Source organism: Paenibacillus sp. GYB006 (assembly GCF_036577645.1).
Lineage (GTDB): Bacteria > Bacillota > Bacilli > Paenibacillales > Paenibacillaceae > Paenibacillus.
Genome location: NZ_JARBDA010000007.1, coordinates 104,957 through 130,917, shown reverse-complemented (window position 1 = coordinate 130,917; position 25,961 = coordinate 104,957). Strand labels below are relative to the sequence as shown.

Genomic DNA, 25,961 nt, shown 5'->3' with positions numbered 1-25,961 from the left:
AGAAAACCTGTCTTGAAGACGTAGCAGGTTAATTAGCATGAACATCAATAATATGTCTCATTCGAACATCATGGAGTCCGGCCAGGTCCTGTATACGAATCGATCTTCCTGCCTGATCAAACTTGACAACGGTTCCGGTAAGATGGATATCTTCCCACTCATCGAACAAGACAATCGTCACAGGCTCTTGTAACATCAGTGACTCGGCAAGTAGACGTGACATTTCTTCGAACGCTTGAGGATCAAGGATCGGCCGGGACCTTGGAGCTAATTTTTGCTGATGTTGTACATAAGCTTCGCGATGTTCGGGAAGCATCATTCGTGAGGATTCAAATAATCCGTTTTGTTGTAATTTTTTACTCATCGATAGTGACCTCCAATTTTGCGGGAACGATCATGTATCTGACCTGCATGCTCAAGAGAGGAAGCACGAATAATAGCAGTGTCTCCAAACTTACGTTTGATCGCATCTGTTACTTTATCAAGTTCCCGTTGTTGCTCCCGGTTATCAAACCAGGTTAATTGATATTCCGTATCAGGGATCAGTTCTGTTAGAGATACACCCACTCTTCTTACAGGCTGACCATCCCAGTAGCGCTGGAATAACTCACTGGCTGCTTTATAAACTTCTGTGGTAATTTGCGTAGGTTCCTTGATCTTCATTTGTCTGGAAAAACCGGTGGGTTTGTCAAAGTTGGTTCCCCGGCAGCCGACAGATACAACATGGCCCATAAGTCCTTTCTCCCTGGCCCTTCTTGCAACAAGTTCAGCCAGTTCCAACAGGACAACACGAATCTCTGACCATGTAGTGTAGTCTCTCGGAAGGGTCATTTGATGACCGATTCCTTTTTGTTGCTGTATAAAAGTGCTGGGTCTTACAGGCGAATCATCTATTCCGTTCGCAATACGCCATAAGACTTCCCCATTGACACCCCAGCGGTCACGCAGACGTGGGAGAGGAGTGCGGGCTAAATCCCCAATCGTATGAATACCCATCTTATAAAAATGATGAGCCATTCTCGAGCCGACCATAAACATGTCTCGAATGGGCATAGACCAGAGTTTCTCAGCTATATCTTCCTTCGGAAGAATATAGATCCCTGTCTTATTTTTCTTAGCAAACAAATCACAGGCCATCTTGCTCACGACCTTGGTATCGCTGATTCCGATCCGTACCCGTACTCCGGTTTCAAGCCAAACTTGCTGCTGGATCTGGCGAGCGATTTCTTCCGGTGAACCGAATAACCTTAGACTGCCTGTTACATCAAGAAATTGTTCATCAATGCTGTAGGGCTCCACAAGATCCGTATAGGATTGAAAAATACTTGTAATATGGAGAGAAACCCGGATATATTCTGCCATTCGAGGTTTGACTACAACGACATCTGGGCATTTGGCAATTGCATCGGACAGGCGCTCGGCTGTTGTAATTCCGTAGGTCTTGGCCAGTGGACAGGCGGCAAGAATGATTCCGGACCTGCGAGCCGGATCGCCTGCAACGACAAGGGGGCGACTCATATACTCCGGATGGGCTGACTTCTCCACACTGGCATAAAAAGACTGACAATCAGCCAGCATAATCACACGTTTTTTCCGCTCCATAAGACCATACTCCTCTTCATTCGTTCCATAATAGAACACATGTTCTTATTTTATAAGAATAACGGAGAAATATACATACAGCAACCGGAATTTTTTTGAAAAGAGATGAGATTTTCTGAAATGCTCAGAAAGTATTAGAAATTAGGAAAAAGGACTCGGTTTTTAACATAAAGAGCGAGTGATTTGAGACCAGGGAGTCAGAAATCAGGGGATTATAAGCAGAATATAAAGGAAAATTAAATAAATTTGTCCTGGATACAGGACCATCCGATTTTTTTGTAAAGTTTGATATTTTAAGAATGCTGGTATATCAAGGCTTTTCACGTTTTTGATATCGGACTATAGTATCAATTTTGTAATAACTATGGTTAAAATTGTAAACAAATAGCAACTTTAGGTGATTACATGCGTTACATTATATAGGCAGAGGGGAAGGAAAACAGAGCTGTAACTACTGATGAGTAAGGATTTTTCTTGATTATTGAAGAGAAGTTCAGGTGTTGCTTTGGTGTAGACAGAGCAGTAAAAAGAAAGTTGGATTTTTAGGATGATCGGACCCTAAACCCAGGATCATGATTTGAAACTGGGCAATATTATCCAATCTATCTTTCCTTCCATTTGCCTAGTTACAAAAGGGAAAGCTTGGCGATATAGTTAATAGAGAAGTTACAGACATTCGCCAAACGACAGAATCCGATTCTGCATTGCAGGCAATCTGTAAATTAAAGGGAGGCATTGCAAAACTCGTTTTTGCCTTACGATGACTAAGAATGATTTTAGAAGTGGAGCGAACCAGGAAACCATGAGCAGACGACAGAGAAAACGATTTGCTGTAGGCATCTTAATTGGCATTCTTATTTTTGGCGGTGGAGGATGGGCAGCATACTCATACTTGAAGCCAGCACAAAATACTTTTACAGCAGAAGACGGAACGAAACTGAAATTCAAAACAGAAGGCAATCAGTTCTTACAATACAGCCAGGAAGGAAAGTGGCAAGAACTGTTTGTGAAGGGGGTTAACCTGGGTTCAACGAAACCAGGTCATTACCCAGGTGAATTTCCGTTAGTAAAAGAAGATTATCTTAGATGGTTTCAACAGATTGAAGATCTGGGCGCAAATGTAATCCGCATCTATACGGTTCATCAGCCCGTGTTTTATTCAGCGCTCGCAGAGTATAACAAAGGCAAGGAACACCCGCTGTACTTCATGCAAGGGATCTGGTCACCAGAAGAACAACTGATTGAGCAAAGGGACGCTTTTGCCGAAGGAATTGAAGAAAAATTTAAAGCAGAAATAAAAAAAGCAGTATCGGCAGTGTATGGAGATGCGGATATCCCGCATGTGAATGGAGAATCGAGTGGTAAGTACAGAGCGAATGTAGGCCAGTATCTGCTAGCATGGCATCTGGGTACCGAGTGGGACCCCGAGATGGTAAAGGAAACAAATAACAAGTATTCGGATCATCCTCGCTATGCCGGTGAACACTTTTCAGGTACCGAAGAGGCGAGCCCCTTCGAGAACTGGCTTGCTGAGCTGCTGGATGAAGTAGCAAAGGAAGAACAGAAATACGGATGGGAACACCCCTTAACTTTTACCAACTGGGTTACAACCGATGTGCTTGAACATCCAGGCGAGCCGCTGTTTGAAGAAGATTTGGTAAGCGTAGATGCGAGACATATTGAACCTGTGAATTGGCAAGGCGGTTATTTTGCAGCCTATCACGTCTATCCTTATTATCCAGACTTCTTCCGTACAGACAAAACGCTGCAGACGATAAAAGATGAACAAGGGGAATACAACACGTACAAAGCGTACTTACGTAAGCTTAAATCCGAGTTTCCCGATCTACCTATAATGATTACAGAATACGGAGTTCCGTCTTCTCTCGGAATATCTCATTATGGTCCCGGAGGGAAAGATCAAGGGGGACATAATGAGCAGGAACAGGGTGAGATTAACCAGTCGCTAACCAAGGATATCTTTGATGAAGGATATGCCGGAGCTGTTCTTTTCATGTGGCAGGATGAGTGGTTTAAGAAGACGTGGAATACGATGCCATTCGAAATTCCTGCAGATCGTAAAGCTTACTGGCTGAACGTACTCACGAATGAGAAGATGTTCGGTATTCTCGCCATGGAAGCAGGCAAACAAAACCAGTTGTTTATCGATGGGAAACTGGATGAGTGGTCCACGCTTCCGGCTGAACAAATTAAGCTTTGGCAAGGGGAAACAGAAGGCATCGAGAGTATTCAATTAACTCATGATGAAGCTTATCTATATATGGGGATTACGCTCGATGAACCATTTGATCCATCTAAGACGAAGTTGAATATCGGTACAGATACGCTTCCTGGCGGCAATCAGCCGCTTGAATCTCTTCCAGATAAAACACTAAAAGGCGGAGATCTGGAAACGCTGATTACAATAGGCAAGGATAAGGAATCGGAAGTAGCTATCGCGAAAAGCTATGACTTTAACCAGCGATTATATGGACCGGAAGGCTATTGGATGCTGGAGGAACAGACAAAGGATACACCGTCATTTGTTCCTTGGAAGCTGGCCATCAGTCTGTTGATGAATCCGCCTGATACCAAATATGCCCACCCTTATATGGATGAAGTTGTAGGCCTGTTAAACCGGGGCACGACAAATCCCGATGCTGCTGATTACGATTCACTAACCCTTTGGCAGTACGAAGGGAAAGAAATAGAGGTCCGCATTCCGTGGATGCTGCTTGGTTTTGGAGATCCGAGTTCACTACAGGTCATTGATTACAGCCCGTTAACAGAAAATAAGGAATTTCAGACGGTAACAACGGAAGGAATTCGGCTGATCCCTTGGTTGACTGATCTTAGCAGCGGTAACGTATCTTGGCCTGGCGGCAAAGAGGATACATTTGATATACAAGACATTCAGGCTTATTCATGGGACCCATGGGAAACTGTGAATTATAGTGAACGTTTTAAAAAGAGCTATGATCTCATGAAAGAAACATACTCAGAATTACAAACGCAGCAAAAATAAAGGAGGATACTTATCCATGTTTTCTAATTTGGCCCTGGCGTACATTTTCCTTTATTCGTGCGCAGGACTCATTGTCGTGGGGATCGGTTTGCTCATAACGATGAAAACGACCCACAATTCAAAAGAACGCAAAAAAGAAGAGTATACAAGTAAACACAAGGATTACTTCGTTTATGTTCAGGCAAACCTGACGGGGAATGAGAAAATTGAGCTTCCCCCAGGAAAACTGACAAAAATGGAAGAGGAAGTAATTATGGATCGATTAATCGCCATCCATGATCAGATTAAAGGAGAGCATGCTGCAAAACTACGCGACATAGCTAGGGAAACGGGTTATATTGCGAAGCAAATGAAACAGCTTGACAGCATCTCGACCAGCAGAACAATAGAAGCTGCTTACAGGCTCGGCGGAATACGAGCTGCCGAAGCGACGACAGCTTTGCTGCAAGTGCTAAAAGAAGAAAAAAAGGTAGCCCATGCTGTCATATACGCCAGAGCGGTAGCGAAGTGCGCAGAACGGCCTGCTGAGCTGAAAGAGATGCTCAGATATCTCCTTGATAAAGGAAAACCAGTTTATGAACTCGCTGCTGATATTCTGATGGAAACGAGTCTTACACCGAGTAATCTGCTGCAAGAACTGCTTGAATCAGATCACTATAATGATGTAAAAGTGGGACTCGTTGCTTCCTATGCTTATACATCTCCAGAAGTGATGCCGGCTGTTATCCGGTTGTTCCGTTCGAAGGATGAAACGATACGTACAGATGCGATTAAACTTTATCTAAGCAGAGGTCCTGTACTCAAGGATCAAACGATGAAAGAATTAATGCGAGATTCAAATCCTGAGGTTAGAACGGCAATGGCAAACGCTCTTGGTTCCATCCACACGGAAGACAGTATCCAGCTGTTACAAAAAGGACTGAGCGATGCAGATGTGCTTGTGCGTAATCAAAGTGCAGAAAGTCTTGCGGGACTTGGTGTGCGCGGTTTTGAAGTGCTTTGCGAAACAGCGGCTACGGCAAGCGGTACGGCTAGGGAAGCAGCTCTTGCCTATACAGAGCGTGCGATGGCTACGGCTGACGGCCAAGAAGAAGTTGAAAAAATGATGTCACTGAACAAGAAAAGACTAATCTATCAACATTATTTCGGAACTTCACCGAAAGAAAAACAAACTCGCCGTATGTCAGAGGTTATTGGAGGGGATTTCACTGCTTAAAGATATATTGCTTGGCTATGGAATGGTTATCATTTATTACGTTATTTTTGTTACTGTCTTATATTTCGGAATTTTATGTTTTTCTTACAAAGATATCTTTACAGTTCGCCGCCGAGCAGAGTATTCCAGCTTTAAAAGCTTAGCGGGATCGGATGTCGTTCCTCCTATCTCGCTTTTGGTACCTGCGTTTAACGAAGAATTGACGATTATAGAAAATGTAAAATGTCTGATGACACTCAACTATCCGACATACGAGGTCATTGTCGTCAATGATGGTTCTACAGACAAGACGATACCTGTACTCATCAAAGAATTCGGACTTAAACCCGTTCAAAATCCGACTTTCCGTGGAACGATCAGATGTGAGCAGATTCGCGGTGTATATCATAACCCGGATTATCCTTTTCTCTATCTCATTGATAAGAATAATGGCGGTAAAGCGGATTCACTGAATGCTGGAATTAATTTCTCACATTATCCTCTGATCTCATCGATTGATGCAGATTCTTTACTTGAGAAGGATGCGCTTATTCGCATGGCTCGTATGTATCTGGAGAACCCAGAAGAAACCGTTGCGATCGGCGGAGATGTTCGTATTGCAAATGGATGCAAGATTGAAAATGGTGCTGTAAAAGATGTGTCACTTCCGCGTAAAATGTGGCCGATGTTTCAATCTATTGAGTATTTAAAAGCGTTCCTTGGCGGACGAATTGGCTGGAGTTCAATAAATGGGCTGATTATCGTTTCAGGTGCTTTTGGAGTATTTAAGAAAGAGGCTGTTATTGCAGTAGGTGGATATCGTGATGGATATCCCGGAGAAGACATGAACATCATTATCAAGCTTCATCGCTATATGCTGGAAAACAAGAAAAAGTATCGTATTGCATTCTGTCCAGAGGCAGTCTGCTGGACTCAAGCTCCAGATACGTACCAGATTATTTCGAATCAACGTAAACGCTGGGGTCGGGGAAACCTGAAAAATATGCTGGAGAACGGAAATATGATGTTCAGACCCAAGTATAAAACAATGGGAATGCTTACGATGCCGTATAACATCTTTTTCGAGGCATTGAATCCTTATTTCCGGATTACTGGACTTCTAGCTTTAGTAGGTTACGTTATGCTGGATATGACGGCATGGCCTGTTCTATTGATTTTTGGTCTCCTTAATTTCTTAAGCGGCTATCTGCTGAGTGTAGGAGCCCTGATTCTCGAAGAGATTGCTTTCCGCCGTTATCCAAAACCGTCTGATCTTGTGAAAATGTTAGCTTTTTCTGCTCTTAAGTTTGTAGGGTATCATCAGCTTGGCGTCCTCTGGAGAGTACAAGGACATATCCAGTTTATGAGAAAGAATAACTCCTGGGGAACGATGACAAGACAGAGCTGGGAAGAACCAAAAGCCGAAGAGGCTGCTTAAGTAAGGTAAAAGTGAATGTTGAAAGGTGGAGATGAGTCTTATGGCAAATACAGTAACTCTTGAGCGCCAGATGAAGGACAGTGTATATGACATTCTGGATGAGCAGTTAAAAGGAATGGCTAACGAAAACAGCGGCGTTGTGTTTGTCCACTGCATGGATAGGGACCAGCAGCCGGATGCGGAGCTGCAGGATATTCTCGCAAGGATCTGCGAAACGGAATATCAGGTCTGGAAAGATACGCAGACAAATACGATTGCGGTCTTCCTTCCTTTTATGTCACTTAATCGTACACACTATCAGGCACTGTTAATCAAACAGAGCCTGATGCAAGTGTTACCCGGTGTAGATCCGCGTCTGACAATTGCAAGTTTCCCTGAAATGGGGAAAGCAAGCAAGCACATGCTGAAAAGTATGGCTGAATCCGCAAGACTCAGTACGGATGCAGATATCAAATTATATACACCAAATGAAACAGCGGTACGGCCAGGGAAGATTCTTATTGTAGATCAAGAACAATCAACAAGAGAATTTCTTCAAATCCGCCTTGCTTTGCAAGGATATGACATTTATGAAGCAGTGGATGGACTTAGTGCCCTCGATATGGCTGTAAAAGTGGAACCGGATCTTATTCTGACCGAACTTAATTTGTACGGAATGAGTGGAGTTCCTTTTATCCATCAGATTCAAAACCTGGATCTAAAACAGCAGCCAAAAGTAATTGTTTTGACAGACCAGCGAGTAGAGCAGACCATCACCCAGTGTTTTGAAAAAGGTGTAGAAGATTATGTAACCAAACCTTTTTCACCTGTGGAACTCGATGCCCGTATTCGTCGCTGTTTTCAATAGAAATCATAGCACTTACAGTAATCGTAGCTTGTAAAATAGTAGATTTCAAACTGATAAGGTAGTCCTGATTTAACACATAAAAAGTCAGTGAGCTGTGTATCATCGCAATCAAATGATGCAACCTGCTTACCTAAAATTCCATTTGGAGGGTGAAGTACTGTGAAAGAGCAATTCCATACTTTAATGAACGCAATTGAAAGCAAGAAAGCCGTGTTGGGTGTAGTAGGGCTAGGATATGTTGGCCTGCCGCTCGCAGTAGAAATGGTGAAGCAAGGATTTACGGTAATCGGTATTGATTTAGACCCATCCAAAGTGGAGAGTATTTATCAAGGCGAGTCCTATATTCATGATATTTCTTCGGAAGACCTGAAAACGGTAATGCAAAGCGGTCGCTTTCAGCCAACAACAGATTACAGCATGTTGCGTGTGATCGATGCACTAAGTATCTGTGTGCCAACACCGCTCAGTGAAAACCAGGATCCGGATACATCATACATTGAAACCGTGGTAGACCAAATCAAATTGCATATGAAGGAAGGTATGCTCATCACGCTTGAGAGCACAACTTATCCTGGTACAACGGAAGAATTGATTGAGCATAAACTTGAAGCGATTGGTAAAAAAGTAGGAGAAGATTATTTCCTCTGCTTCTCACCAGAACGTGTGGATCCGTCAAACGGCAGATTTACTACTTTTAATACACCAAAAGTAATTGGCGGTACTACAGAAGAGTGCTTAAAACTCGGAGCAGCACTGTACAGCCAGTATGTAGAAACGGTAGTTCCTGTATCCAATCCAAAAATTGCAGAGATGTCCAAGCTGCTTGAAAATACATTCCGCAGTGTAAATATTGCGTTTGTGAATGAAATGGCGATGATGTGTGACCGCATGGGAATTGATATTTGGGAAGTAATTGACGCAGCTGCTACAAAACCATTTGGCTTTATGCCATTCTATCCGGGCCCAGGTATCGGTGGACACTGCATTCCGCTTGATCCAATGTACTTATCCTGGAAAGCGAAAGGTTTTAGATTCTACAGCCAATTTATTGAACTTGCTCAATCCACTAATGAGAATATGCCGTATTACGTAATGAACAAAACAGCAACCATTCTGAATGAATATGCGAAATCCATTCGTAAATCAAACATTTTGCTGCTCGGTATGGCATACAAACCAAACATTGCGGACCTTCGTGAATCTCCTGCTCTTGAAGTTTACGAGCTCTTTAAAGAAGCAGGTGCGAATGTAGAGTACTTTGATCCGTATGCAGATACTTTCCGCGATAAACATGGAGAAACGGTTCATAGCGTGGAGTATAACCCAGCTAACTTCAAAGGATATGACTGCATCGTTCTAATTACGAACCATAAAAATCTAGAGTATGATGAAATCGCATCGCTGGGCGTACCTGTACTTGACACTCGTAATGCATTCAAAGAATACCCATTACCGCACATCTATAAAATAGGCCACTCTGTACAGCATCCCGTGACGTCGCAGGAAGAAGCGGTATTTGCTTAAAAAAGATACGGTGAACGCTGCGAAGAAGCCACCGAGTAAAGGAGGGTATGCATGGAATACATGGCCGGCATGGGTAAAAGGAAGCAGCTTATTAATCATCTTTGTCCTTTTACTTATCCTGTATTTCATGCTGAAATCACCTGAGGTGAATGAAAATAAAGCGACATGGCTATGGGATGCTTCGATTATTGAAGAGCGTACAGATGAAATTGTGATGTTCTTAGCAGAACAAAAGGTGAATACTGTTTTTCTGCAAACGAAGGAAAGCGTGTCTGATGAAGCATACAGGCATTTTAATGCGGAAGCACAAGCTCACGACATTTCAGTCCATGCACTCAATGGTCATGCAGACTGGGCTTATACAGAAAAACGAGAAGAAGGCACCGTATGGGTGGAATGGGTAAAGAAATTTAACCAGGAAGCAGCACCAGAGGAGCAGTTTGCAGGTGTGCAGTTCGATGTCGAGCCGTATCAATTGCGGCGCTGGGAACAAGAGGAGCAAGCAGTCATTGCAGAATGGAGCGCAAATATAGAAGAGTGGATTCAGGCAGGGTCTGAAGGAAGCCTCTATATGAGCGCAGCGGTTCCTTTTTGGCTTGATAAGCGAGAAAGTCCAGATGGTAAGAGTACACTTAGCCGGTGGATGATTGATCAGTTTGATGCAATTGCCATCATGGCTTATCGAGACAGCGGTCAGCAGATGTACGATCTCTCCAAGGAAGAACTTGCTGAAGCAGATGAGCTGGACAAGAAGGTATGGATCGGTGCCGAGCTTGGTCATACCGAGGAAGGCGAACATCTAACCTTTTACCGGAAAGCAGTTACGAATATGGAATCAGAGATGGAAACAGCGGCTGAACTTGGCACAAAACATCATTCCTTTGCAGGACTTGCGGTACATCATTATGAAGTGTGGTATGAGAAAATGAAGGATGATGTATCTCTTGTTCGTAAAGAAAATAAATAGGAAAACCTAAATCTTGTTGCGGAAATAAGAGTTAGTAGAAAAAAGAGAAGAGTATGCTTACTTCATAAGCAGACTGTTCTCTTTTTTTGTTGACAGGCTGTCTTAAATCATTATAAATAAGATGATGGGTTCCACTTCAAATACATTACATAAGGGAGCAAAAGTATTACGATGAGTAAACTCGAAGTCTTACAGAATCCGAAACAACGTAAGCTGCTCTTTAGCGCCGGGCTGAGCTGGATGTTTGATGCCATGGAAGTAGGTATGATGTCCTTTATCGTAGCTGCTTTGGCGAAGGAATGGCTCCTCAGTCCAGGCGAAGTAGGGCTGATCACAAGTTCCACTTCTATTGGTATGGTCGTTGGAGCTGCCCTCGCAGGGACGCTGGCTGATAAGTATGGAAGAAAAGCCGTTTTAATGTGGACGCTGCTTATTTTCTCGGTAGCAAGTGGATTTTCTGCTTTAGCTACAGGGTATGTGTTCCTTTGCCTCATTCGCTTTGTTGCAGGGGTTGGTCTTGGAGGAGAACTGCCAGTCGCATCAACGCTGGTATCAGAATCGGTATCTGCTAAGGAAAGAGGACGAGCCGTTGTTCTGCTTGAAAGTTTTTGGGCTGCAGGCTGGATTATTTCGGCTCTCATTTCTTTTTTCATCATCCCCGAGTATGGATGGCGTGTAGCTTTTCTAATCGGTGCACTACCGGCATTTTATGCGCTGTACTTACGCAAAGCCATTCAGGATCCACCTGAATTCAAGAAGAAAAAGGAACTGAAAAAAGTTACCTTTGGAGAGAAATTCAAATCAGTTTGGTCCGTAGAACATCGGAAGACCACACTGATGTTATGGATCTTATGGTTTACGGTTGTATTTTCTTACTATGGCATGTTTTTATGGTTGCCAAGTGTCATGACATCAAAAGGATATGAACTCGTCAAAAGTTTTCAGTATGTACTTATTATGACACTCGCACAGTTGCCTGGTTATTTTACTGCGGCTTACTTTATTGAGAAATTCGGGAGAAAATTTGTGCTTGTCGTATATTTAGTGATGACAGGATTCAGTGCGCTTTGGTTTGGAAATGCCAGCTCCGAATTATCCTTAATTATTGCAGGAATGTCACTTTCTTTCTTTAATCTGGGAGCTTGGGGAGGCATGTATGCATACACACCGGAACTATATCCGCTGAGAACACGTTCTACTGGAGTGGGGTTATCTGCGTCTGTTGGCCGAATAGGAGGCGTTATTGCACCGCTTCTTGTAGGTCTTTTGGTCCAAAAAGGGGTTTCTTTTAGTACAATATTCACTTTGTTCTTTGTTACGGTATTAGTTGGTGCAGCAGCGGTACTCGTGCTAGGTAAGGAAACAAAAGGCACCGAACTTGTAGATTAGGTCCATCGACAGATGTAACAAAATTGTAACTTATGTTATAGTACACATTAGGTGTTACTTTTAGCGCCGCCAAATTCAGTGATGAGATTTTTTTATGCAAGGCATCTGATCACGAATGAAACGGAGGATATGTAAGACTAATGAAAAAAATACCCACACTTATCTTAACATGTGCCTGTGCTCTTTCCATACTAGGTGCATCATCAACAGCTAGTGCTGCGACACTACAGAAGGGTAGTAGAAGTTCCGAAGTAGTTGAGGTCCAAGAAAGACTGAATAAAATAAAATATTTCTGGGCTGGCATCAGCGGTTACTATGGTGACAAAACGGTTGCGGCTGTGAAGAAATTCCAAAGGGTGAACAACTTAGCTGTCGATGGAAAGGTTGGTCCCAAGACAGAAGCCAAACTGAAAGCCAAAGCGCCGATTAATAACAAAGTGTTAAAACATCTGGCAGGTATTATTCAAGATGAAGCTGGCGGAGAATCATTTACTGGACAAGTTGCAGTAGGTGCTGTCATTCTAAATCGGGTTCAGAATTCGGCGTTTCCGAACGCCATTACGAACGTGATTTTTCAAAAAGGACAATTCACACCTGCAGCGGATGGCAAACTAAGTGTGCCAACGGCGGGTGCTTATGAGGCAGCACGCAGAGCTTTGACAGGATATGACCCTTCCAAAGGTGCTCTATACTTCTATAATCCGAAGTATGCTTCATCTTCTTGGATGAGTTCTAGGCCAGTTACACAAAGACTTGGTAATCATGTTTTCACAAAATAAATCTTTTACAAAATAAATATTGAATTTGTAAGAATGAGTGCACTTGAAAAACACGTCGCCGGGAGAAAGCAGGAACAATTCCCTTTCTCCCGGCTTTTTTTTTCAGGATCGGCAAAGCCAGATCCCACTATTACACTTACATCACGAATCTGGAGGTTGTCATAGGATATATGAACAAATTAAATAACAACAAAAAATGGAAAAAAATCACAGCAGGTTTGCTTTTAAGCGGATCGATAGCAATAGGTACAGTAGGAGCGGCTTCCCCGGCCAGTGCAATGCTTCTTCAAAAAGGAACTCAGCACTCTGAAGTTGTAGAGCTGCAAGAGAGACTCCGAACGCTAGGCTACTTGTCTGCTGGCGTAACCGGATACTATGGATCGCAAACAGAGAAAGCCGTTCAAACCTTCCAGAAGCGGAGTGGTCTTGCTGTAGACGGAAAGGCAGGCAAACGAACGATATCCGCTTTGAAGGCTAAGGTGCCTGCCGCAGGAACTACACTGAATGCTTTGGCTAAAGCCGTAAATGGTGAAGCGAGGGGCGAATCATTAAAAGGACAGGTGGCGGTAGCTGCTGTCATCCTTAACCGGGTCCAGTCTAATCAGTTCCCAAGTTCTATAAAAGATGTTATCCTTCATCCTAGACAGTTTACTGCGGTGGATGACGGCCAGTATAACCTCACTCCTAATTCATCTGCTTATGTAGCAGCGAAGCGTGCGCTGAATGGCGAAGATCCAACAGGGGGAGCGCTCTATTATTATAATCCTAAGATTGCTACATCGGCTTGGAGTAAAGCGCGTCCTATTATAAAAACAATAGGGAATCATGTATTCACAAAATAGGAATTTATAATATTGAAGTCAAAAAAAGATGTTCTTAAAGGAGACTGCTTAAAAGTCTTCTTATAAAGAAAAGGTACGGCTCCTCAAAACAGTTGAGGAGCCGTACCTTTTTTGACTATAGTTAGTGCCTCGAGAAGAGTAGAGGAACGCGAATGGTTAGACAACAACAAACCTTGGTTCTGTGTCCTTGTGCGGCCTGTGGTACATTCATGTACCCGATGGACAATATACTCCATCAAAACAATATACTCGTGAACCACACTGACGTAGACATTGGTGAACATTCTACGTATGGCCTGACGTTCATTTTTCTCGGCTCTGATCCTGCTCACGCTATAACTCAAAGTCACCATAAGAAATCTTACAAGACAAAAAGAAGACATTCATCTCCAACACGCGGAGTGAATGTCTTCTTATCATTCTAATCTATGATATTAGAGTACACTTTTTGCTCCTACATATTTAGGACCCCAGTAAGTGTTACTCAAGCTGTCGATTTTAATACCACTGGAAGTAGTGGCAGAAATGAAACTATTGTTTCCAACGTAAATGCCAACATGAGAGACAGAACCTGTTGTATTAAAGAAAACAAGATCGCCTTGCTTCAGATTACTCTTTGATACAGAAGTTCCTGTCTTATACATGGAAGCTGCTGTACGCGGAAGGGATACATTGTGTTTCTCAAAAACATATTTCACGAAACCAGAGCAGTCAAATCCGCTTGGAGTAGAGCCTCCATATACATAAGGTGTACCTATATATTTTGTAGCTTCTTGAACAATACTCGTTCCTTTTACATGATCATTCCCTACAAGAATCGGGCTATATGTTTTACCTGTAGTACTTACCATAACAAGAGAGTAGCTCTTTTTCCAAACAACTTCACTTCCCATGGCTTCGGATACAAAACGAAGTGGAACGTATGTACGGCTATCGCGAATAAATACTTGAGTATCAAGACTTACACTTTTTCCATTGACTGTTGCTGTTGTAGAACCTGTTTTAATTTTAATCGTGGTTCCATTCTTTTTAATAGTAACCGTTGTAGTTGAACCTGATTTAGAAGAACTTACGGTATAATTCATTTCTTCTGCAAGTTTACGTAATGGAACTTGCGTTCTATCGTTATTATCTAGAAAAGGAGAAGCATCTTCAAAATTAACAAGACTATCATTAAGTTGTACATTTACACTATTTGAACTTGAAGAAGATGCATCCACTTGCGAATTTCCGAGTACTAAGCCTGCTCCAAGCAGAGTAGTTAACAACATACATTTACCAAATTTCATCATTATTATTTATTCCTCCATTAGCCTCCGAGGTTAGTTGACGGGTTTGAGTAGAAGGTACTCTAGGATCTTCATCATCCATTCACCCCAAGTATGTAAATCGTCCCCCGTACTAAGTAGTAGATTCGGCTTTATTAATATTAATCAACTGTAACTAATATATAATAAAAAAAGCGTTGAATGTTACAATTTTGTAACCAGCGATTCACCTTTTGCACACTAAAACTTGGCAGAATTTTTAGTTATATACTTATGTAGAGAGGTTAAGTTCCTTTAAAAGGGGTATTTTATCACTAATCTAAAGAACTGAAACACCTTTTTTGGTTACAATATTGTAACCAAAATTATTAATTTTCTTATTTTTATTACAAAATATTTATCTATTATTTCATATAATATCCTTTATTTTCTAGTTAGTTGGTAAGAATATACCAAAAAAACAACCCGTATTTTTAGAATTAACGGGTTGTTGGGCTGATCATTACAAAGATGTTATCATTTTATGTCGTTTTATTACGGCCTGTTATTAGTAAAAGGAGGAAAGAAATAACAATAATAGAGACGGTCCACACCCAAGCCATGGTTGTATTACCGCTGTCTACAGCAATATATATAGCAGTGGGTACAGTCTGCGTTTTTCCTGGGATATTGCCTGCAATCATGAGTGTAGCCCCAAATTCCCCAAGTGAACGGGCGAATCCAAGTATATAGGCGGTCATAAGAGAAGGCCATACAAGAGGAAGTGTAATATAACGAAAGACTTGCCATTCATTTGCACCGATGGAACGTCCAGCTGCTTCAAGCTCCCTATCAACGGACGAAAATCCAACTTTCATCGTCTGATAGACAAGAGGAAAAGAAACAACAATCGAAGCAATAACGGCTGCCCACCATGTAAATAGAAGTGGAGCATTAAATATACGCTCAATTACTGAACCGACGAAGCTGTTTCTGCCAAAAAGAACAAGTAACAAAAATCCAACAACGGTAGGGGGCAGTACAATGGGCAGCATGAATGCAGTCTCGAGAAAAAGCTTACCGCGGAATGTTTTCCTGGACATCCATTTTGCGAGTAAGCTTCCTACAATGATCGTTACCATGCTTGAGAGCAATGCGATAATCAGTGACAATCGTACGGGTGCCCAAAATAAATTCCAGTCAATCATAGGCACCGCAAACTAAAGGCCTTTAAACCCGTACTTCTGAAATATGGTCTTGGCCTCATCAGATTTGAGGAATTCATAGAATACTTTGGCCTCCTCTTTATGTTTACTTGCCCCAGTAATGCCGACTGGATAATGGATAGGTGTGTAAAGCTCTGGATCAACCGTATGTACAATGTTGACTTTAGAAAGAATGGCATCCGTTTTATATACGAAACCTGCGTCAGCATTACCAGTTTCAACGTACTGTAATACTTGACGGACATCCTTGGCCTGTATAACCTTTGGAAGCAGTTTATCATATAGCCCAAGTCCTTCGAGTGCTTCTTTGGCATAACTGCCCGCAGGAACGCTTTCCGGAATACCGATGGCTACAATCTTTACTTCCGGTTTCGTTAGATCAACCTCAGATGTTATATCGATCTCACTGTCATTTGCGGATACAAGCACAAGTTCGTTTGTCAGCAAAGTTTCAGAGTATCCTTCCATGATCTGATTGTTGTCAATCAGTGCTTGCATATTCTTCTCCGCAGCTGACAGAAAGAGATCAACGGGAGCACCTTGTTCAATTTGCTGCTGCAGCGCGCCGGAACTACCAAAATTAAAAGTAAGCTGGATTTCCGGATGATTTGCCTCAAAGATCGGCTGTATTTCTTCGAGCGCATCCGTTAAGCTCGCTGCAGCTGAAATGGTAAGCTCAGTGACCTCAGCCTGTGTAGAGGATGATTCTGGAGTAGATTGCTGTGATTCTTGCTCTGTAGGCGTAAAAGTAGAGCCCGGTGTACTGCTTGTACTACCGCATGCTGCTAGAAACATCATGAAGAGAAAACTAAAACAAACATAACTAACCTTATTCAATTTGAACATAACAACCACCTTTTCGTTATAATTGATTATATATAGATATAATTAATATATTATATTGATGATAGATAGGATGGCAATGCTAAATTGTGAATAGATTATGATACAATGACGGGTATAGATTTGTATGGGGGTATTGCAGGTGAATGATAATGTATCTTATACAACAGAGGAAATAGCGAAGCTTTTAAAAATATCCAAACTGACCGTGTATGATTTAATAAAAAAAGGAAAGTTACCCGCTTATAAAGTCGGCAAACAAATGCGAATAGACCATGCCGATCTGGAGGCTTACAAACAGGCTTCCAAAGATTTTGTTGCGAAGCCAGCTCATGATATGGGGAAACGGGAACTCTATGTAGCCTCCGAGAATAGCGGAGTAAGACAAGTGGTTATTACGGGCCAAGACTTGAGTCTGGATATTCTGTCGAGCTATCTGGAGAAACATTCACCCTTTTTAAGACCACTGCGTTCCTATGTGGGAAGTCTGGACAGTCTTATCTCTATGTATCAAGGGAAGTCGGATATCGTCAGCACTCATTTACTTGATGGAGATACAGGAGAATACAATATTCCCTATATTCGTAAGCTCTTAGTTGGGTCTTCCTATCTTGTTGTTAATCTGATGAGCCGGTGGGCTGGATTATATGTAGCACCAGGCAATCCGCATCAGTTACAGGGATGGACTGATCTTACTAAACCGGGGCTTCGATTCGTAAACCGCGAGAAAGGGGCAGGGGCTAGAGTTCTTGTAGATGAACAACTTCGTATCCATGGTTTGGATAGAGGGACGATTCAAGGATATGAGAATGAAGAAACCAGTCATTTCGCTGTAGCAGCAAAAGTTGCCTCTGGTGAAGCAGATGTTGGGGTAGGATCTATGAAAGCAGCATCTGTTGTAGCGGGAGTTGAATTTATTCCGCTTATTAAAGAACGTTATGATCTTGTCTTATTGGATCAACCGGAGAATACGGTACTCATCCAAACCGTGCTTGATATCCTTCGTTCGGATGCATTTCGTCATGAGCTTAGTATGATTTCTGGATATGATCTTTCGGAGACAGGGAAGATTATGCTGAGAATGTAAATGTGCTATATATAGAAGCTTTTAAAAAGCCTGGCTTTAATAACCGGGTTTTTTCGTCTGCCAAAAAGACCCGCCTTTCACATACACGGCGTTTTAACAAAGCTCAAATTCAGTTGGCCAGATCAGAGATCCTCTAGTTTTAATCCCTTTATGAATGTCTTTAAAGTAGGAAAGTAAACTAGAACGTGACGGTCCATTCAGTACGAAGACCATATATTCGGCATATGTTTTCTGTGTAATATCATAAACCCAATCCAGCTGCCTAAGAAGCGAAGATAAAGAAGAAACAGGAAGAAGCAGGTGGGTGTTCTGAAGCGGGTTTAGCTTCCCTTTTAAATAGCATGTTATATAGACAAAAGCTTCTCTGTCACGCGCAAGTAACATAATAATAGAATTAGGGTCTCTCTCGCTATAGCGTATATAACCTGCTAGTTCTTCACCGATCAGAATGGAGGATGCGCGTATTGTGTTAGACGGGCTAATCCAATCGAGCAGTGAATGTCCCGGAAGGATTGAAAAAGAAGAATGGCCATAAGTGGTTTCCCACATGTCATATAGTTTAGGAAGATCACTAGACTCTACACGCCGCTCCCGAAGGAAGGGTTCTGTTTCGGTTACAAAGATCGTTTCCAGCGGGATTTTTACTTTTTCGTCCATCCATGCGTTGCTTCTAAAGCCAAATCGGCTATAGAAATGCGGGTGGCCCAGTACAATGGATAATTCATATCCCTTCTGCTGAGCACGATGTAATCCTTCTGTAATTAAAGCTGAACCAATACCAAGTTTTTGATAATCAGGATGAACGGATAAAGGAGCCAGGATTAGATTTTTTACCTTGTTTCCTTCTATTTGTACTTCTTGCGGGGTAAACAGAATATGACCGATGACTTGATCGTTCTTTATGCAGACTAGGGAGAGTTCGGAATCGAAAGTTTTCCGTGTACGAAGGGCACTGACAAGAGCGGCTTCTCCCATCCCAAAGTTATAGGCAAAAGCTAGGGCATGCAGTTCCGCAATCGCATGGAAATCTGAAGGGAGTTCGGAACGAATGATCCAGGAAGTCATGATGTACACCTCATTTCTTTTAATAAAAAGGTGGAATCTGATAATTCTCATAAATGTAGAATGGCGTTACCATGGTTTTTTTATGCATGAGAAAGGACTGAAATAAGATAGACTTGGTAAGAAAGGAGAGGTTGCTAAAACTTTTTATTCGTGAGATAATTGGAGTTTGCCTAATAAGAATTTGATAGTGTTGGAGGCGTAACCATGGAGCGATATCCTTTCTCCTATGATCCGTCAGAACCATTCGTCAAGCAGGTCGGCGACTGGGTAGCGGACGTTTTTTATGATGTATTACCTGAACATGGATTTGATATCCGTGATGAACAAATATTTATGGCTTACCAACTGGAAAGAGCCTATGCCAATAAGAAAACCATTTTTGCTGAAGCAGGAGTAGGTACGGGGAAAACACTCGTGTATCTGCTGTATGCAGTAAACTATGCAAGGTATACACGCAAACCGGCAGTCATTGCCTGTGCAGATGAGTCGCTCATTGAGCAGCTTGTTAAGCAAGAAGGGGATATTGCTAAGCTTGCCCGTTATTTGGATCTACAGATTGATGCGCGGCTTGGAAAATCTCCGGACCAATACCTCTGTCTCAAAAAAATAGACAGTGTCCGTCTTCAGGATGAAGATGCAGCTGTCATTGAAGACGTATATGAAACACTTCCTGATTTTGTCCATTCACCGGGCACCATGCAATCTTTTTACCCCTATGGAGATCGTAAGGAATACCCGAATCTAAATGATGAACAGTGGAATAAGATCAACTGGGATACTTTTCAGGACTGTTTTGTATGTGATAAAAGACATCGCTGCGGCATGACACTATCTCGTGATTATTACCGCAAGGCGACAGACATTATTATCTGTTCCCACGATTATTACATGGAGCATGTATGGACCTATGAAGGAAGAAAAAGAGAGGGTCAGCTTCCGCTGCTTCCTGAACATAGTTCGGTTGTATTCGACGAAGGACATCTACTTGAATCTGCTGCACAGCATGCTCTTAGTTATAAGCTGAAACATAGTGCTTATGAAGAGATTGTTACTCGGCTGTTGGATGGAGAGATTCGGGAGACACTCGCACTGCGGATTGAAGATTCTATTGACCAGAGTCAGCTTGTCTTTGAACTGGTTGCAGAGCAAAGTACAGCCATACCTGGTTCCGACCGAAAACGCGTCCGCATCGATGATAAACTGCTTAGTGAACTGAATCGCTGGAAGAGTACGATTGAAGCGATTGATGAAGAGCTTGTATTTGAAAGTGGACTTCATACACTAGATGAATATAAATTGCGTATTGTCGAAGAACATTTGGAAATGATTCAAACGGCACTCCATCTGTTCCGCGATCCAGCTCATTATATTTGCTGGGCAGAAGAAAATGAGGACGGGGCAGCGACACTTGCCATTATGCCGCAAACGGTCAAAGAAGTATTAGAGGAACGGGTATTTGGACTACAAATGCCGATCGTATTTTCTTCCGCAACCCTTTCGGTCGATGGGTCGTTTGATTATGTAGCAAGCAGCCTTGGTATCAGTGATTATTTATCTTTCTCTGTAAATTCTCCATACGATTACGAGAAGCAGATGAAACTGATCGCCCCAAGTGAACTCCTTGGAGAAGAAGATATGCGAATGGAAGTTGCTGCAGCGAAGAAACTGGCGATGGCTGCCAAGCTGATCAAGCGTACCGATGGACGAGCTTTATTGTTGTTTAAAACCATGAATGAACTTCGTGAGTTTAAAAAAGCAGCTTCCCATCATCCTTACTTTGCATCCTATAAGATGCTTTATGAAGGCGACCGGGAGATCAGCAGCTTGATTGCGGAATTCCAGAATACCGAGGAAAGCGTGCTTTGTGCGGCTAGTCTATGGGAAGGACTGGATGTGCCAGGACCTTCGCTCTCTAATGTTATGATTTGGTCACTTCCTTACCCGCCGGAGGATCCTGTATTTATGGCTAAACGGGAAGCTGCTGATTCAGCATATGAAGAAGTAGACCTGCCGTACATGCTGCTTCGTCTGCGTCAAGGACTCGGAAGACTCATTCGTTCTTCAACAGATGAAGGGATTGCTGCTATACTAGATGCGGAAATTCTGTCTAATTCCAATGTGAGAGAGCGAGTGGAAGCCGTCTTGCCACCTGGAGCTAAACTCTCAGTAGAATCACTGTAGTTCGAGATCTTATTCTAAAGAAAATAGAAATAACCTAAAAAAGACCTGTTTTGTACCCAGTTCAAGTCATAACGTAGACTTGAACCGGATCATAACAGGTCTTTTATTATCCTTATTCTTGTGATGAATAGGAAGAGATACAGACGAAACGTTAGAACATGCCCATACTTAAATATCTTTCGCCTGTATCTGGAGCGATACAAAGCACTTTATGCCCAGGTCCTAGACGTTTTGCAATTTGCAAAGCGGCCCACGCGGATGCTCCTGAAGATGGTCCCAATAGCAACCCTTCCTGCGAGGCCAGTTGCCGCATCGTGTGGAGAGCCTCCTCATCCTTCACCTGGATGATTTCATTCCAAACGTCTGTATTCACGATCGGAGGAATAAAGCCTGGACTTGTGCCAACTAGCTGATGGGGACCTGGTTTACCGCCGGATAGAACGGGAGAACCTGCGGGTTCTACCGCATAGATTTTTATACTCGGAAGATGTTCACGCAGAACCTCACCTGTCCCTGTAATCGTTCCTCCTGTGCCAGAAGTGGCAACAAAGGCATCGAGTCTTCCTTCCATTTGGGTAAGGATTTCAAGTGCAGTCGTAGTCCGGTGTGCATCAGGGTTTGCACTGTTCTCAAATTGCTGCGGGATAAAGCTGTGAGGAATGCTTTTTTTTAGCTCATGTGCTTTACGAATTGCGCCAGGCATCCGTTCTGAAGCCGGAGTGAGCACCACATCTGCGCCATATGCTTTCAGTATTTGAATGCGTTCCTTGCTCATATTATCGGGCATGACAAGGATGGCTTTGTATCCTTTGGCTGCCGCATTCATCGCTAGGCCAATCCCCGTATTTCCACTCGTCGGTTCAATAATGGTTGAGCCAGGCAGAAGTAGTCCGTCAAGCTCTGCTTGTCTGATCAGATTGAAGGCAGCACGGTCTTTCACACTTCCACTGGGGTTAAAATACTCGAGCTTTACATAAACTTCAGCATGTTCGGAACTTGGAATACGCTGTAACTTTACAGCCGGCGTATCTCCGATGAGATCTGTAACATGCTGAGCAACTAACCGATTCATATGTTTCGAGGGTGTTGTCTGTCTAGAATTCATGCCTATCATCCCCTTTACTATCATGTTCCTATTATTATGACATGAAATTCTATAAAGTGTAATGATATGTAATAAAGTGAGTTCTTTGTGAAGGACATAAAAAAGGCGGAATGAACTCTCTCTTTAACTTTCTGAACATGTAGACAGATCTATACCAAGATACGCACTCATTTCTTTTTTTACCTCTGTTTTAGCAAAGGTCCATAGAAGAAACAGGCGCCGCCGATATCCTCTGCATAAATAAAGTGCTTCCATGCCTTCCTTTTGTTTCGACTCTTCATATACCCGGATCCCGCGGGTGCGCATGTCTGAACGAAGGTTCGTCAGGGACACGGTAACCTCGGATTGAAGCTTGGAGAGACGCATTATGTATACCTCAGGCATGTACAGAGAAACCTGCCTTATCGAATCAATATCTTGTTCGAGAACGTCTAGCATTAATGTGTAGATGAGATACTTTTTAATTAGCAAATGATCCGCTTCAGATGGAGCGGGAGGGGTGGATGGCACCGTCATCCTTTTCACTTCCTAGCTATGGATAGAATAATTGGTTATTAGCAATTAACAGAACATACGTTCTTATTCTATACTATCCAATATAAGATTTCATTATGCTTTTTGGCAAGTGGATATTCTAGGAGTGAGCTGGGGCTCATGGCACTGGTGGAATAAACAAGTGTAGATCGATATATAGAAAAAGGACGAGCATCACCTATTAGAAGAGTGAGCCGTCCTAACCTAGTTTAGATGTGATACGCAGATGGTTCCTACTTAAGCCATATATTGCGGTTTGTCATAGAGAGCTTCTTTTTCCAAAATGACCTTGTACGGACGCTCTTTGCCCTTTAGTGACGGACCTAACGTAGTAATAGGCTGTTCTGGTTTTTTGAAAAGGTCGCCGCTGTCACTTTCGGGTGCAGGTCCAGTGGAATCCGGGGCAGCGCTCAGACGCACCTTGGGGGCTCCTCTTTTCTTTGTGAGCCTTTGTCTGATCGGTTTCATCCCATTTCTCCTCCTAACAGGTCATGAATTGCACTAAATAATTGGCGATTATCATGGTCAATCTGCTGAAATAATTCGTCACCCGCCTCGAGATGTCCCACAAGATGCACGGTGAATACATAATTACTTGCTACAGGATAGCACAGCATATACTCTTTCTCAAGATAATCGTCATATAGGTTGACCTTGATTTTATTCTCCTTAAAAGCATCTACGGTAAGGATGCGGCTTGGATCATCTGGGGATTTCCCATCGTTCACATCCAGTGAATATTTCCGTCCAATCTCTCCCACATTTCCTGCCACTTGCTGAAGATATCCGGATTCTGTTGTCCGATGAACGGTAGTTCCTCGGACAAGAAAATGAGGGCGGGAAACAAATGTGGTTCTCAGCGTATCACTCATTCGGTGAAGCATCTGGTCATCTGCCTTACGGGAACGCAGCAGTTCGCGAAAGAAACGAAGCAGCTTGAGAAGTTGAATTCGTTTACTGTCTTCTTCTTGGCGGACCTTGTTTATTTCCTTTTGAACCGAAAGGTCCGTCCATGGGCCTAGCATTTCCATAACTTCTGTAATTTTATTACAGGCTACTGCCACGGCGGGAGCCCATTTGCCATCTGAGCGGATTTCATAATGTAATGACCCGAGCCCAAGCAGATCGGATGGCATTCGCATGCCTTCCACTTGTGCTGTATCTTCGAGTTCTTTTACATGCTCTGGTAATATAAAGAATATGCGTTTTCTACCCAACTTGCTCATAAAAAGACCCATCTCGAATAGTGTGTTATCCCGTACCGTTGCTACCACTTTGCCACGAATTTTCGCGACGTCATCTGGATGAAAAATAAAAATGGCGAAGTCATTATTTTGTACTTCTTTTTCAAGATCCTCAATCGTATAATTCCCCGGATTAAATACACCGGTATACCAAGGAGTCACTTCAGCCGCATATCTAAGGTTTTCATGCACCGCTGCGGCTATAGGCTTCGCTTCAAGAGAACATCCAATGAACGCTCTAGGCTTTTTAGTCATCATAGTCCGCTCCGCCTCGCTTAACGGGATTCAGTTTTTATTTAGATCTTTTTCTATATTATACCATTTACCCTTTTTTGACGAACCCAAAAACATCACATGGCAAAGAACGAGTCATTAGTACTAGTTCCCTATGTCTGAAGCAACATGAAGATAAAGAGAATATGCTACAAATTTCATAGATCAATATATGAAGGAAACCTTGTATCTTATGAAAGAGAAATTTGGCATCTTTTTAACAAAAATAAAAATCATTACAATTTGCCGTTCCTAAACGCAGGATGCACCACATAAATTATAAGGGACAGGTGTTTTTCACTTTTTCTCTATGTTTAAAGCATGTTATAATAAGGGTAATCATATGTATAAGAACTGCTCGTGCGAGCAAAATATATGGTTAAACAAGAAAGGATCTGGATACCATGAGTCCCCGAAGGACAGAGCCCCAAAGGACGATTTGGAAACGCAACGATTCCTCCTATACTTAGCTTCCCTTACGTAAAGTAGAACAAGTCACCCATGAATGATGACGGTACTTATGCGTAAGGAGAGGTTATAAATGAAAATTCGAAGGATGAATTCCTCAATAGAGCTCCTCCCGCATAGGTACGGTCTATCGACCATACTACTAATAATGCGAGGGAATCTGTATGAGGACAATAGAACAACAAGTAAAGAAAGAAACTGAGAGGTATGGTAATAAAGTTCCTGCACTGCCTGCTTTTTTGAAAAGCACAGGTATGATGATGTTAGGAACAATGCTGATGGCATTTGCGTTTTATCATATTAACTATGTCAATCATTTATCAGAAGGTGGATTTGTAGGGCTTGCCCTGCTTGGAAGTTATATAGCTGGATGGCCGGCTGCGCTCACTTCTTTACTGCTTGATCTGCCAATTATTCTGATTGCTTGGTATTTGATGGGACGTAAATATATGTACAAAGCATTATTAGGAGCCATATCATTCTCCTTGTTTTATGAATGGTGCGAGAGATATTCTCCGCTTGTCATTGATTTGCACGGAAGCTTGCTTGCTGCAGCCATTTTCTCTGGTATTTTAACGGGGATCGGTGCAGGACTCGTCATTCGAAGCGGCAGTGCGACCGGTGGAGACGATATTCTAGCGGTACTCATAAGTCAGCGGAGCCGGTTTAAGATAGGTACTGTATTCTTTATGATGGATGCAGTGGTTTTGGTAGTATCTCTTGCTTTTATGCCGCTGAAAGAGACCCTATATACCATACTTGCTGTTTGGATATCAGGGAAATTGATTACTTTGGTTACACAAGTGTCTAATCAGTCTCATCCTAAAACAGAAACAGTGCCAAGTGTACCATACAAACAAGTAATACAAGATAAAGTGAAAATTTCATCCGCCGTACAGGTTGTACAGCCTGCCTCTAAACCTTCAAAGGTGATTCTTACGAATAGCCAGCGGAGCTTAGCGGGAGTAAAAGTGCATCCATCAAGTACAGGAGGTTCCTAGTTAAAGGGCTACAAGTAAATAGAAATGAAGACTAGCGTCTGGAGAAATCCAGGCGTTTTTTCGTTGCGAAAGCATGTTA

General features: G+C 42.5%; 22 protein-coding genes and 1 riboswitch. Of the genes, 12 read left to right on the top strand and 10 right to left on the bottom strand.

Going from position 1 to position 25,961, the window contains the following annotated elements:
* Nucleotides 1-28: 28 nt before the first annotated feature.
* Together PV403_RS16845 and PV403_RS16840 are read right to left on the bottom strand one after the other, a co-directional pair.
* On the bottom strand, nt 29-364 hold the full coding sequence (locus PV403_RS16845) for a YolD-like family protein (protein ID WP_332085348.1): 336 nt from the start codon (nt 362-364) through the stop codon (nt 29-31).
* Nucleotides 361-1,602 carry a DNA polymerase IV gene (locus PV403_RS16840; RefSeq protein WP_332085347.1) on the bottom strand — a complete coding sequence of 414 codons (1,242 nt, stop codon included), beginning with the start codon at nt 1,600-1,602 and terminating at the stop codon, nt 361-363. The genes PV403_RS16845 and PV403_RS16840 overlap by 4 nt, the downstream gene beginning before the upstream one ends.
* Before the next feature lie 802 nt (nt 1,603-2,404).
* Between PV403_RS16840 and PV403_RS16835 the strand changes: the two genes are divergently transcribed.
* The 9 genes from PV403_RS16835 to PV403_RS16795 all read left to right on the top strand — a co-directional run bounded on the left by PV403_RS16835 (nt 2,405) and on the right by PV403_RS16795 (nt 13,608).
* Nucleotides 2,405-4,627, top strand: a complete 2,223-nt coding sequence (locus PV403_RS16835) for a hypothetical protein (RefSeq protein ID WP_332085346.1) — start codon at nt 2,405-2,407, stop codon at nt 4,625-4,627.
* 16 nt (nt 4,628-4,643) lie between these two features.
* Nucleotides 4,644-5,843 (top strand): HEAT repeat domain-containing protein, encoded by a 1,200-nt coding sequence (locus PV403_RS16830; RefSeq protein ID WP_332085345.1) that lies wholly within the window; start codon nt 4,644-4,646, stop codon nt 5,841-5,843.
* 22 nt (nt 5,844-5,865) lie between these two features.
* On the top strand, nt 5,866-7,260 hold the full coding sequence (locus PV403_RS16825) for a glycosyltransferase family 2 protein (protein WP_332085395.1): 1,395 nt from the start codon (nt 5,866-5,868) through the stop codon (nt 7,258-7,260).
* A 40-nt stretch (nt 7,261-7,300) separates the two neighbouring features.
* Complete coding sequence (locus PV403_RS16820; RefSeq protein ID WP_213529826.1) at nt 7,301-8,107, top strand: response regulator; 807 nt, start codon at nt 7,301-7,303, stop codon at nt 8,105-8,107.
* Between the two features lie 159 nt (nt 8,108-8,266).
* Complete coding sequence (locus PV403_RS16815; RefSeq protein WP_332085344.1) at nt 8,267-9,631, top strand: nucleotide sugar dehydrogenase; 1,365 nt, start codon at nt 8,267-8,269, stop codon at nt 9,629-9,631.
* Nucleotides 9,624-10,598: a hypothetical protein gene (locus PV403_RS16810; RefSeq protein WP_332085343.1), complete on the top strand. Its 975-nt coding sequence runs from the start codon at nt 9,624-9,626 to the stop codon at nt 10,596-10,598. Before PV403_RS16815 ends, PV403_RS16810 begins: the two co-directional genes overlap by 8 nt.
* A gap of 171 nt (nt 10,599-10,769) precedes the next feature.
* Nucleotides 10,770-11,987 carry an MFS transporter gene (locus PV403_RS16805; protein ID WP_213529822.1) on the top strand — a complete coding sequence of 406 codons (1,218 nt, stop codon included), beginning with the start codon at nt 10,770-10,772 and terminating at the stop codon, nt 11,985-11,987.
* Between the two features lie 140 nt (nt 11,988-12,127).
* Entirely contained in the window at nt 12,128-12,766 is a 639-nt protein-coding gene (locus PV403_RS16800) for a cell wall hydrolase (RefSeq protein WP_332085342.1), read from the top strand.
* Between the two features lie 170 nt (nt 12,767-12,936).
* Nucleotides 12,937-13,608 carry a cell wall hydrolase gene (locus PV403_RS16795; protein ID WP_332085340.1) on the top strand — a complete coding sequence of 224 codons (672 nt, stop codon included), beginning with the start codon at nt 12,937-12,939 and terminating at the stop codon, nt 13,606-13,608.
* 434 nt (nt 13,609-14,042) lie between these two features.
* Here the strand turns inward: PV403_RS16795 and PV403_RS16790 are convergent, their stop codons facing one another.
* The 3 genes from PV403_RS16790 to modA form a co-directional block, all read right to left on the bottom strand.
* Nucleotides 14,043-14,900, bottom strand: coding sequence for a C40 family peptidase (locus tag PV403_RS16790; RefSeq protein ID WP_213529817.1), 858 nt, complete (start codon nt 14,898-14,900; stop codon nt 14,043-14,045).
* A 4-nt stretch (nt 14,901-14,904) separates the two neighbouring features.
* Nucleotides 14,905-15,038, bottom strand: a riboswitch (cyclic di-AMP (ydaO/yuaA leader).
* A gap of 359 nt (nt 15,039-15,397) precedes the next feature.
* Nucleotides 15,398-16,063 (bottom strand): molybdate ABC transporter permease subunit, encoded by a 666-nt coding sequence (modB, locus tag PV403_RS16785; RefSeq protein WP_213529816.1) that lies wholly within the window; start codon nt 16,061-16,063, stop codon nt 15,398-15,400.
* A 12-nt stretch (nt 16,064-16,075) separates the two neighbouring features.
* A complete protein-coding gene (modA, locus tag PV403_RS16780; protein ID WP_332085336.1) occupies nt 16,076-16,927 on the bottom strand; it encodes a molybdate ABC transporter substrate-binding protein in 852 nt (283 codons plus the stop codon).
* A 139-nt stretch (nt 16,928-17,066) separates the two neighbouring features.
* On the opposite strand from modA, the gene PV403_RS16775 reads away from it, so the two are divergent.
* Complete coding sequence (locus PV403_RS16775; protein ID WP_213529814.1) at nt 17,067-18,011, top strand: substrate-binding domain-containing protein; 945 nt, start codon at nt 17,067-17,069, stop codon at nt 18,009-18,011.
* Nucleotides 18,012-18,104: 93 nt separating this feature from the next.
* Here the strand turns inward: PV403_RS16775 and PV403_RS16770 are convergent, their stop codons facing one another.
* Nucleotides 18,105-19,076, bottom strand: a complete 972-nt coding sequence (locus tag PV403_RS16770; RefSeq protein ID WP_213529813.1) for a GNAT family N-acetyltransferase — start codon at nt 19,074-19,076, stop codon at nt 18,105-18,107.
* 204 nt (nt 19,077-19,280) lie between these two features.
* Between PV403_RS16770 and PV403_RS16765 the strand changes: the two genes are divergently transcribed.
* A complete protein-coding gene (locus PV403_RS16765) occupies nt 19,281-21,257 on the top strand; it encodes an ATP-dependent DNA helicase (protein WP_213529812.1) in 1,977 nt (658 codons plus the stop codon).
* Between the two features lie 151 nt (nt 21,258-21,408).
* Here the strand turns inward: PV403_RS16765 and cysK are convergent, their stop codons facing one another.
* The 4 genes from cysK to PV403_RS16745 all read right to left on the bottom strand — a co-directional run bounded on the left by cysK (nt 21,409) and on the right by PV403_RS16745 (nt 24,398).
* Complete coding sequence (cysK, locus tag PV403_RS16760) at nt 21,409-22,329, bottom strand: cysteine synthase A (protein WP_213530256.1); 921 nt, start codon at nt 22,327-22,329, stop codon at nt 21,409-21,411.
* Between the two features lie 156 nt (nt 22,330-22,485).
* Nucleotides 22,486-22,878, bottom strand: coding sequence for a hypothetical protein (locus tag PV403_RS16755; RefSeq protein ID WP_213529810.1), 393 nt, complete (start codon nt 22,876-22,878; stop codon nt 22,486-22,488).
* A 255-nt stretch (nt 22,879-23,133) separates the two neighbouring features.
* Nucleotides 23,134-23,364 carry a hypothetical protein gene (locus tag PV403_RS16750; RefSeq protein WP_213529808.1) on the bottom strand — a complete coding sequence of 77 codons (231 nt, stop codon included), beginning with the start codon at nt 23,362-23,364 and terminating at the stop codon, nt 23,134-23,136.
* On the bottom strand, nt 23,361-24,398 hold the full coding sequence (locus tag PV403_RS16745) for a nucleotide-binding protein (RefSeq protein WP_160033542.1): 1,038 nt from the start codon (nt 24,396-24,398) through the stop codon (nt 23,361-23,363). The genes PV403_RS16750 and PV403_RS16745 overlap by 4 nt, the downstream gene beginning before the upstream one ends.
* Nucleotides 24,399-25,045: 647 nt before the next feature.
* On the opposite strand from PV403_RS16745, the gene PV403_RS16740 reads away from it, so the two are divergent.
* Nucleotides 25,046-25,882 carry a YitT family protein gene (locus tag PV403_RS16740; RefSeq protein WP_249716840.1) on the top strand — a complete coding sequence of 279 codons (837 nt, stop codon included), beginning with the start codon at nt 25,046-25,048 and terminating at the stop codon, nt 25,880-25,882.
* The last annotated feature ends 79 nt before the right edge of the window (nt 25,883-25,961 follow it).

What these genes read in the sequence shown, in the direction of transcription:
- PV403_RS16755 (WP_213529810.1), bottom strand. Translation starts at nt 22,878, where the DNA reads ATGACGGTGCCATCCACCCCTCCCGCTCCATCTGAAGCGGATCATTTG.
- PV403_RS16845 (WP_332085348.1), bottom strand. Translation starts at nt 364, where the DNA reads ATGAGTAAAAAATTACAACAAAACGGATTATTTGAATCCTCACGAATG.
- PV403_RS16740 (WP_249716840.1), top strand. Translation starts at nt 25,046, where the DNA reads ATGAGGACAATAGAACAACAAGTAAAGAAAGAAACTGAGAGGTATGGT.
- PV403_RS16790 (WP_213529817.1), bottom strand. Translation starts at nt 14,900, where the DNA reads ATGATGAAATTTGGTAAATGTATGTTGTTAACTACTCTGCTTGGAGCA.
- PV403_RS16840 (WP_332085347.1), bottom strand. Translation starts at nt 1,602, where the DNA reads ATGGAGCGGAAAAAACGTGTGATTATGCTGGCTGATTGTCAGTCTTTT.
- modA (WP_332085336.1), bottom strand. Translation starts at nt 16,927, where the DNA reads ATGTTCAAATTGAATAAGGTTAGTTATGTTTGTTTTAGTTTTCTCTTC.
- PV403_RS16770 (WP_213529813.1), bottom strand. Translation starts at nt 19,076, where the DNA reads ATGACTTCCTGGATCATTCGTTCCGAACTCCCTTCAGATTTCCATGCG.
- PV403_RS16745 (WP_160033542.1), bottom strand. Translation starts at nt 24,398, where the DNA reads ATGATGACTAAAAAGCCTAGAGCGTTCATTGGATGTTCTCTTGAAGCG.
- cysK (WP_213530256.1), bottom strand. Translation starts at nt 22,329, where the DNA reads ATGAATCGGTTAGTTGCTCAGCATGTTACAGATCTCATCGGAGATACG.
- PV403_RS16820 (WP_213529826.1), top strand. Translation starts at nt 7,301, where the DNA reads ATGGCAAATACAGTAACTCTTGAGCGCCAGATGAAGGACAGTGTATAT.
- modB (WP_213529816.1), bottom strand. Translation starts at nt 16,063, where the DNA reads ATGATTGACTGGAATTTATTTTGGGCACCCGTACGATTGTCACTGATT.
- PV403_RS16805 (WP_213529822.1), top strand. Translation starts at nt 10,770, where the DNA reads ATGAGTAAACTCGAAGTCTTACAGAATCCGAAACAACGTAAGCTGCTC.
- PV403_RS16835 (WP_332085346.1), top strand. Translation starts at nt 2,405, where the DNA reads ATGAGCAGACGACAGAGAAAACGATTTGCTGTAGGCATCTTAATTGGC.
- PV403_RS16830 (WP_332085345.1), top strand. Translation starts at nt 4,644, where the DNA reads ATGTTTTCTAATTTGGCCCTGGCGTACATTTTCCTTTATTCGTGCGCA.
- PV403_RS16800 (WP_332085342.1), top strand. Translation starts at nt 12,128, where the DNA reads ATGAAAAAAATACCCACACTTATCTTAACATGTGCCTGTGCTCTTTCC.
- PV403_RS16765 (WP_213529812.1), top strand. Translation starts at nt 19,281, where the DNA reads ATGGAGCGATATCCTTTCTCCTATGATCCGTCAGAACCATTCGTCAAG.
- PV403_RS16795 (WP_332085340.1), top strand. Translation starts at nt 12,937, where the DNA reads ATGAACAAATTAAATAACAACAAAAAATGGAAAAAAATCACAGCAGGT.
- PV403_RS16750 (WP_213529808.1), bottom strand. Translation starts at nt 23,364, where the DNA reads ATGAAACCGATCAGACAAAGGCTCACAAAGAAAAGAGGAGCCCCCAAG.
- PV403_RS16825 (WP_332085395.1), top strand. Translation starts at nt 5,866, where the DNA reads ATGGTTATCATTTATTACGTTATTTTTGTTACTGTCTTATATTTCGGA.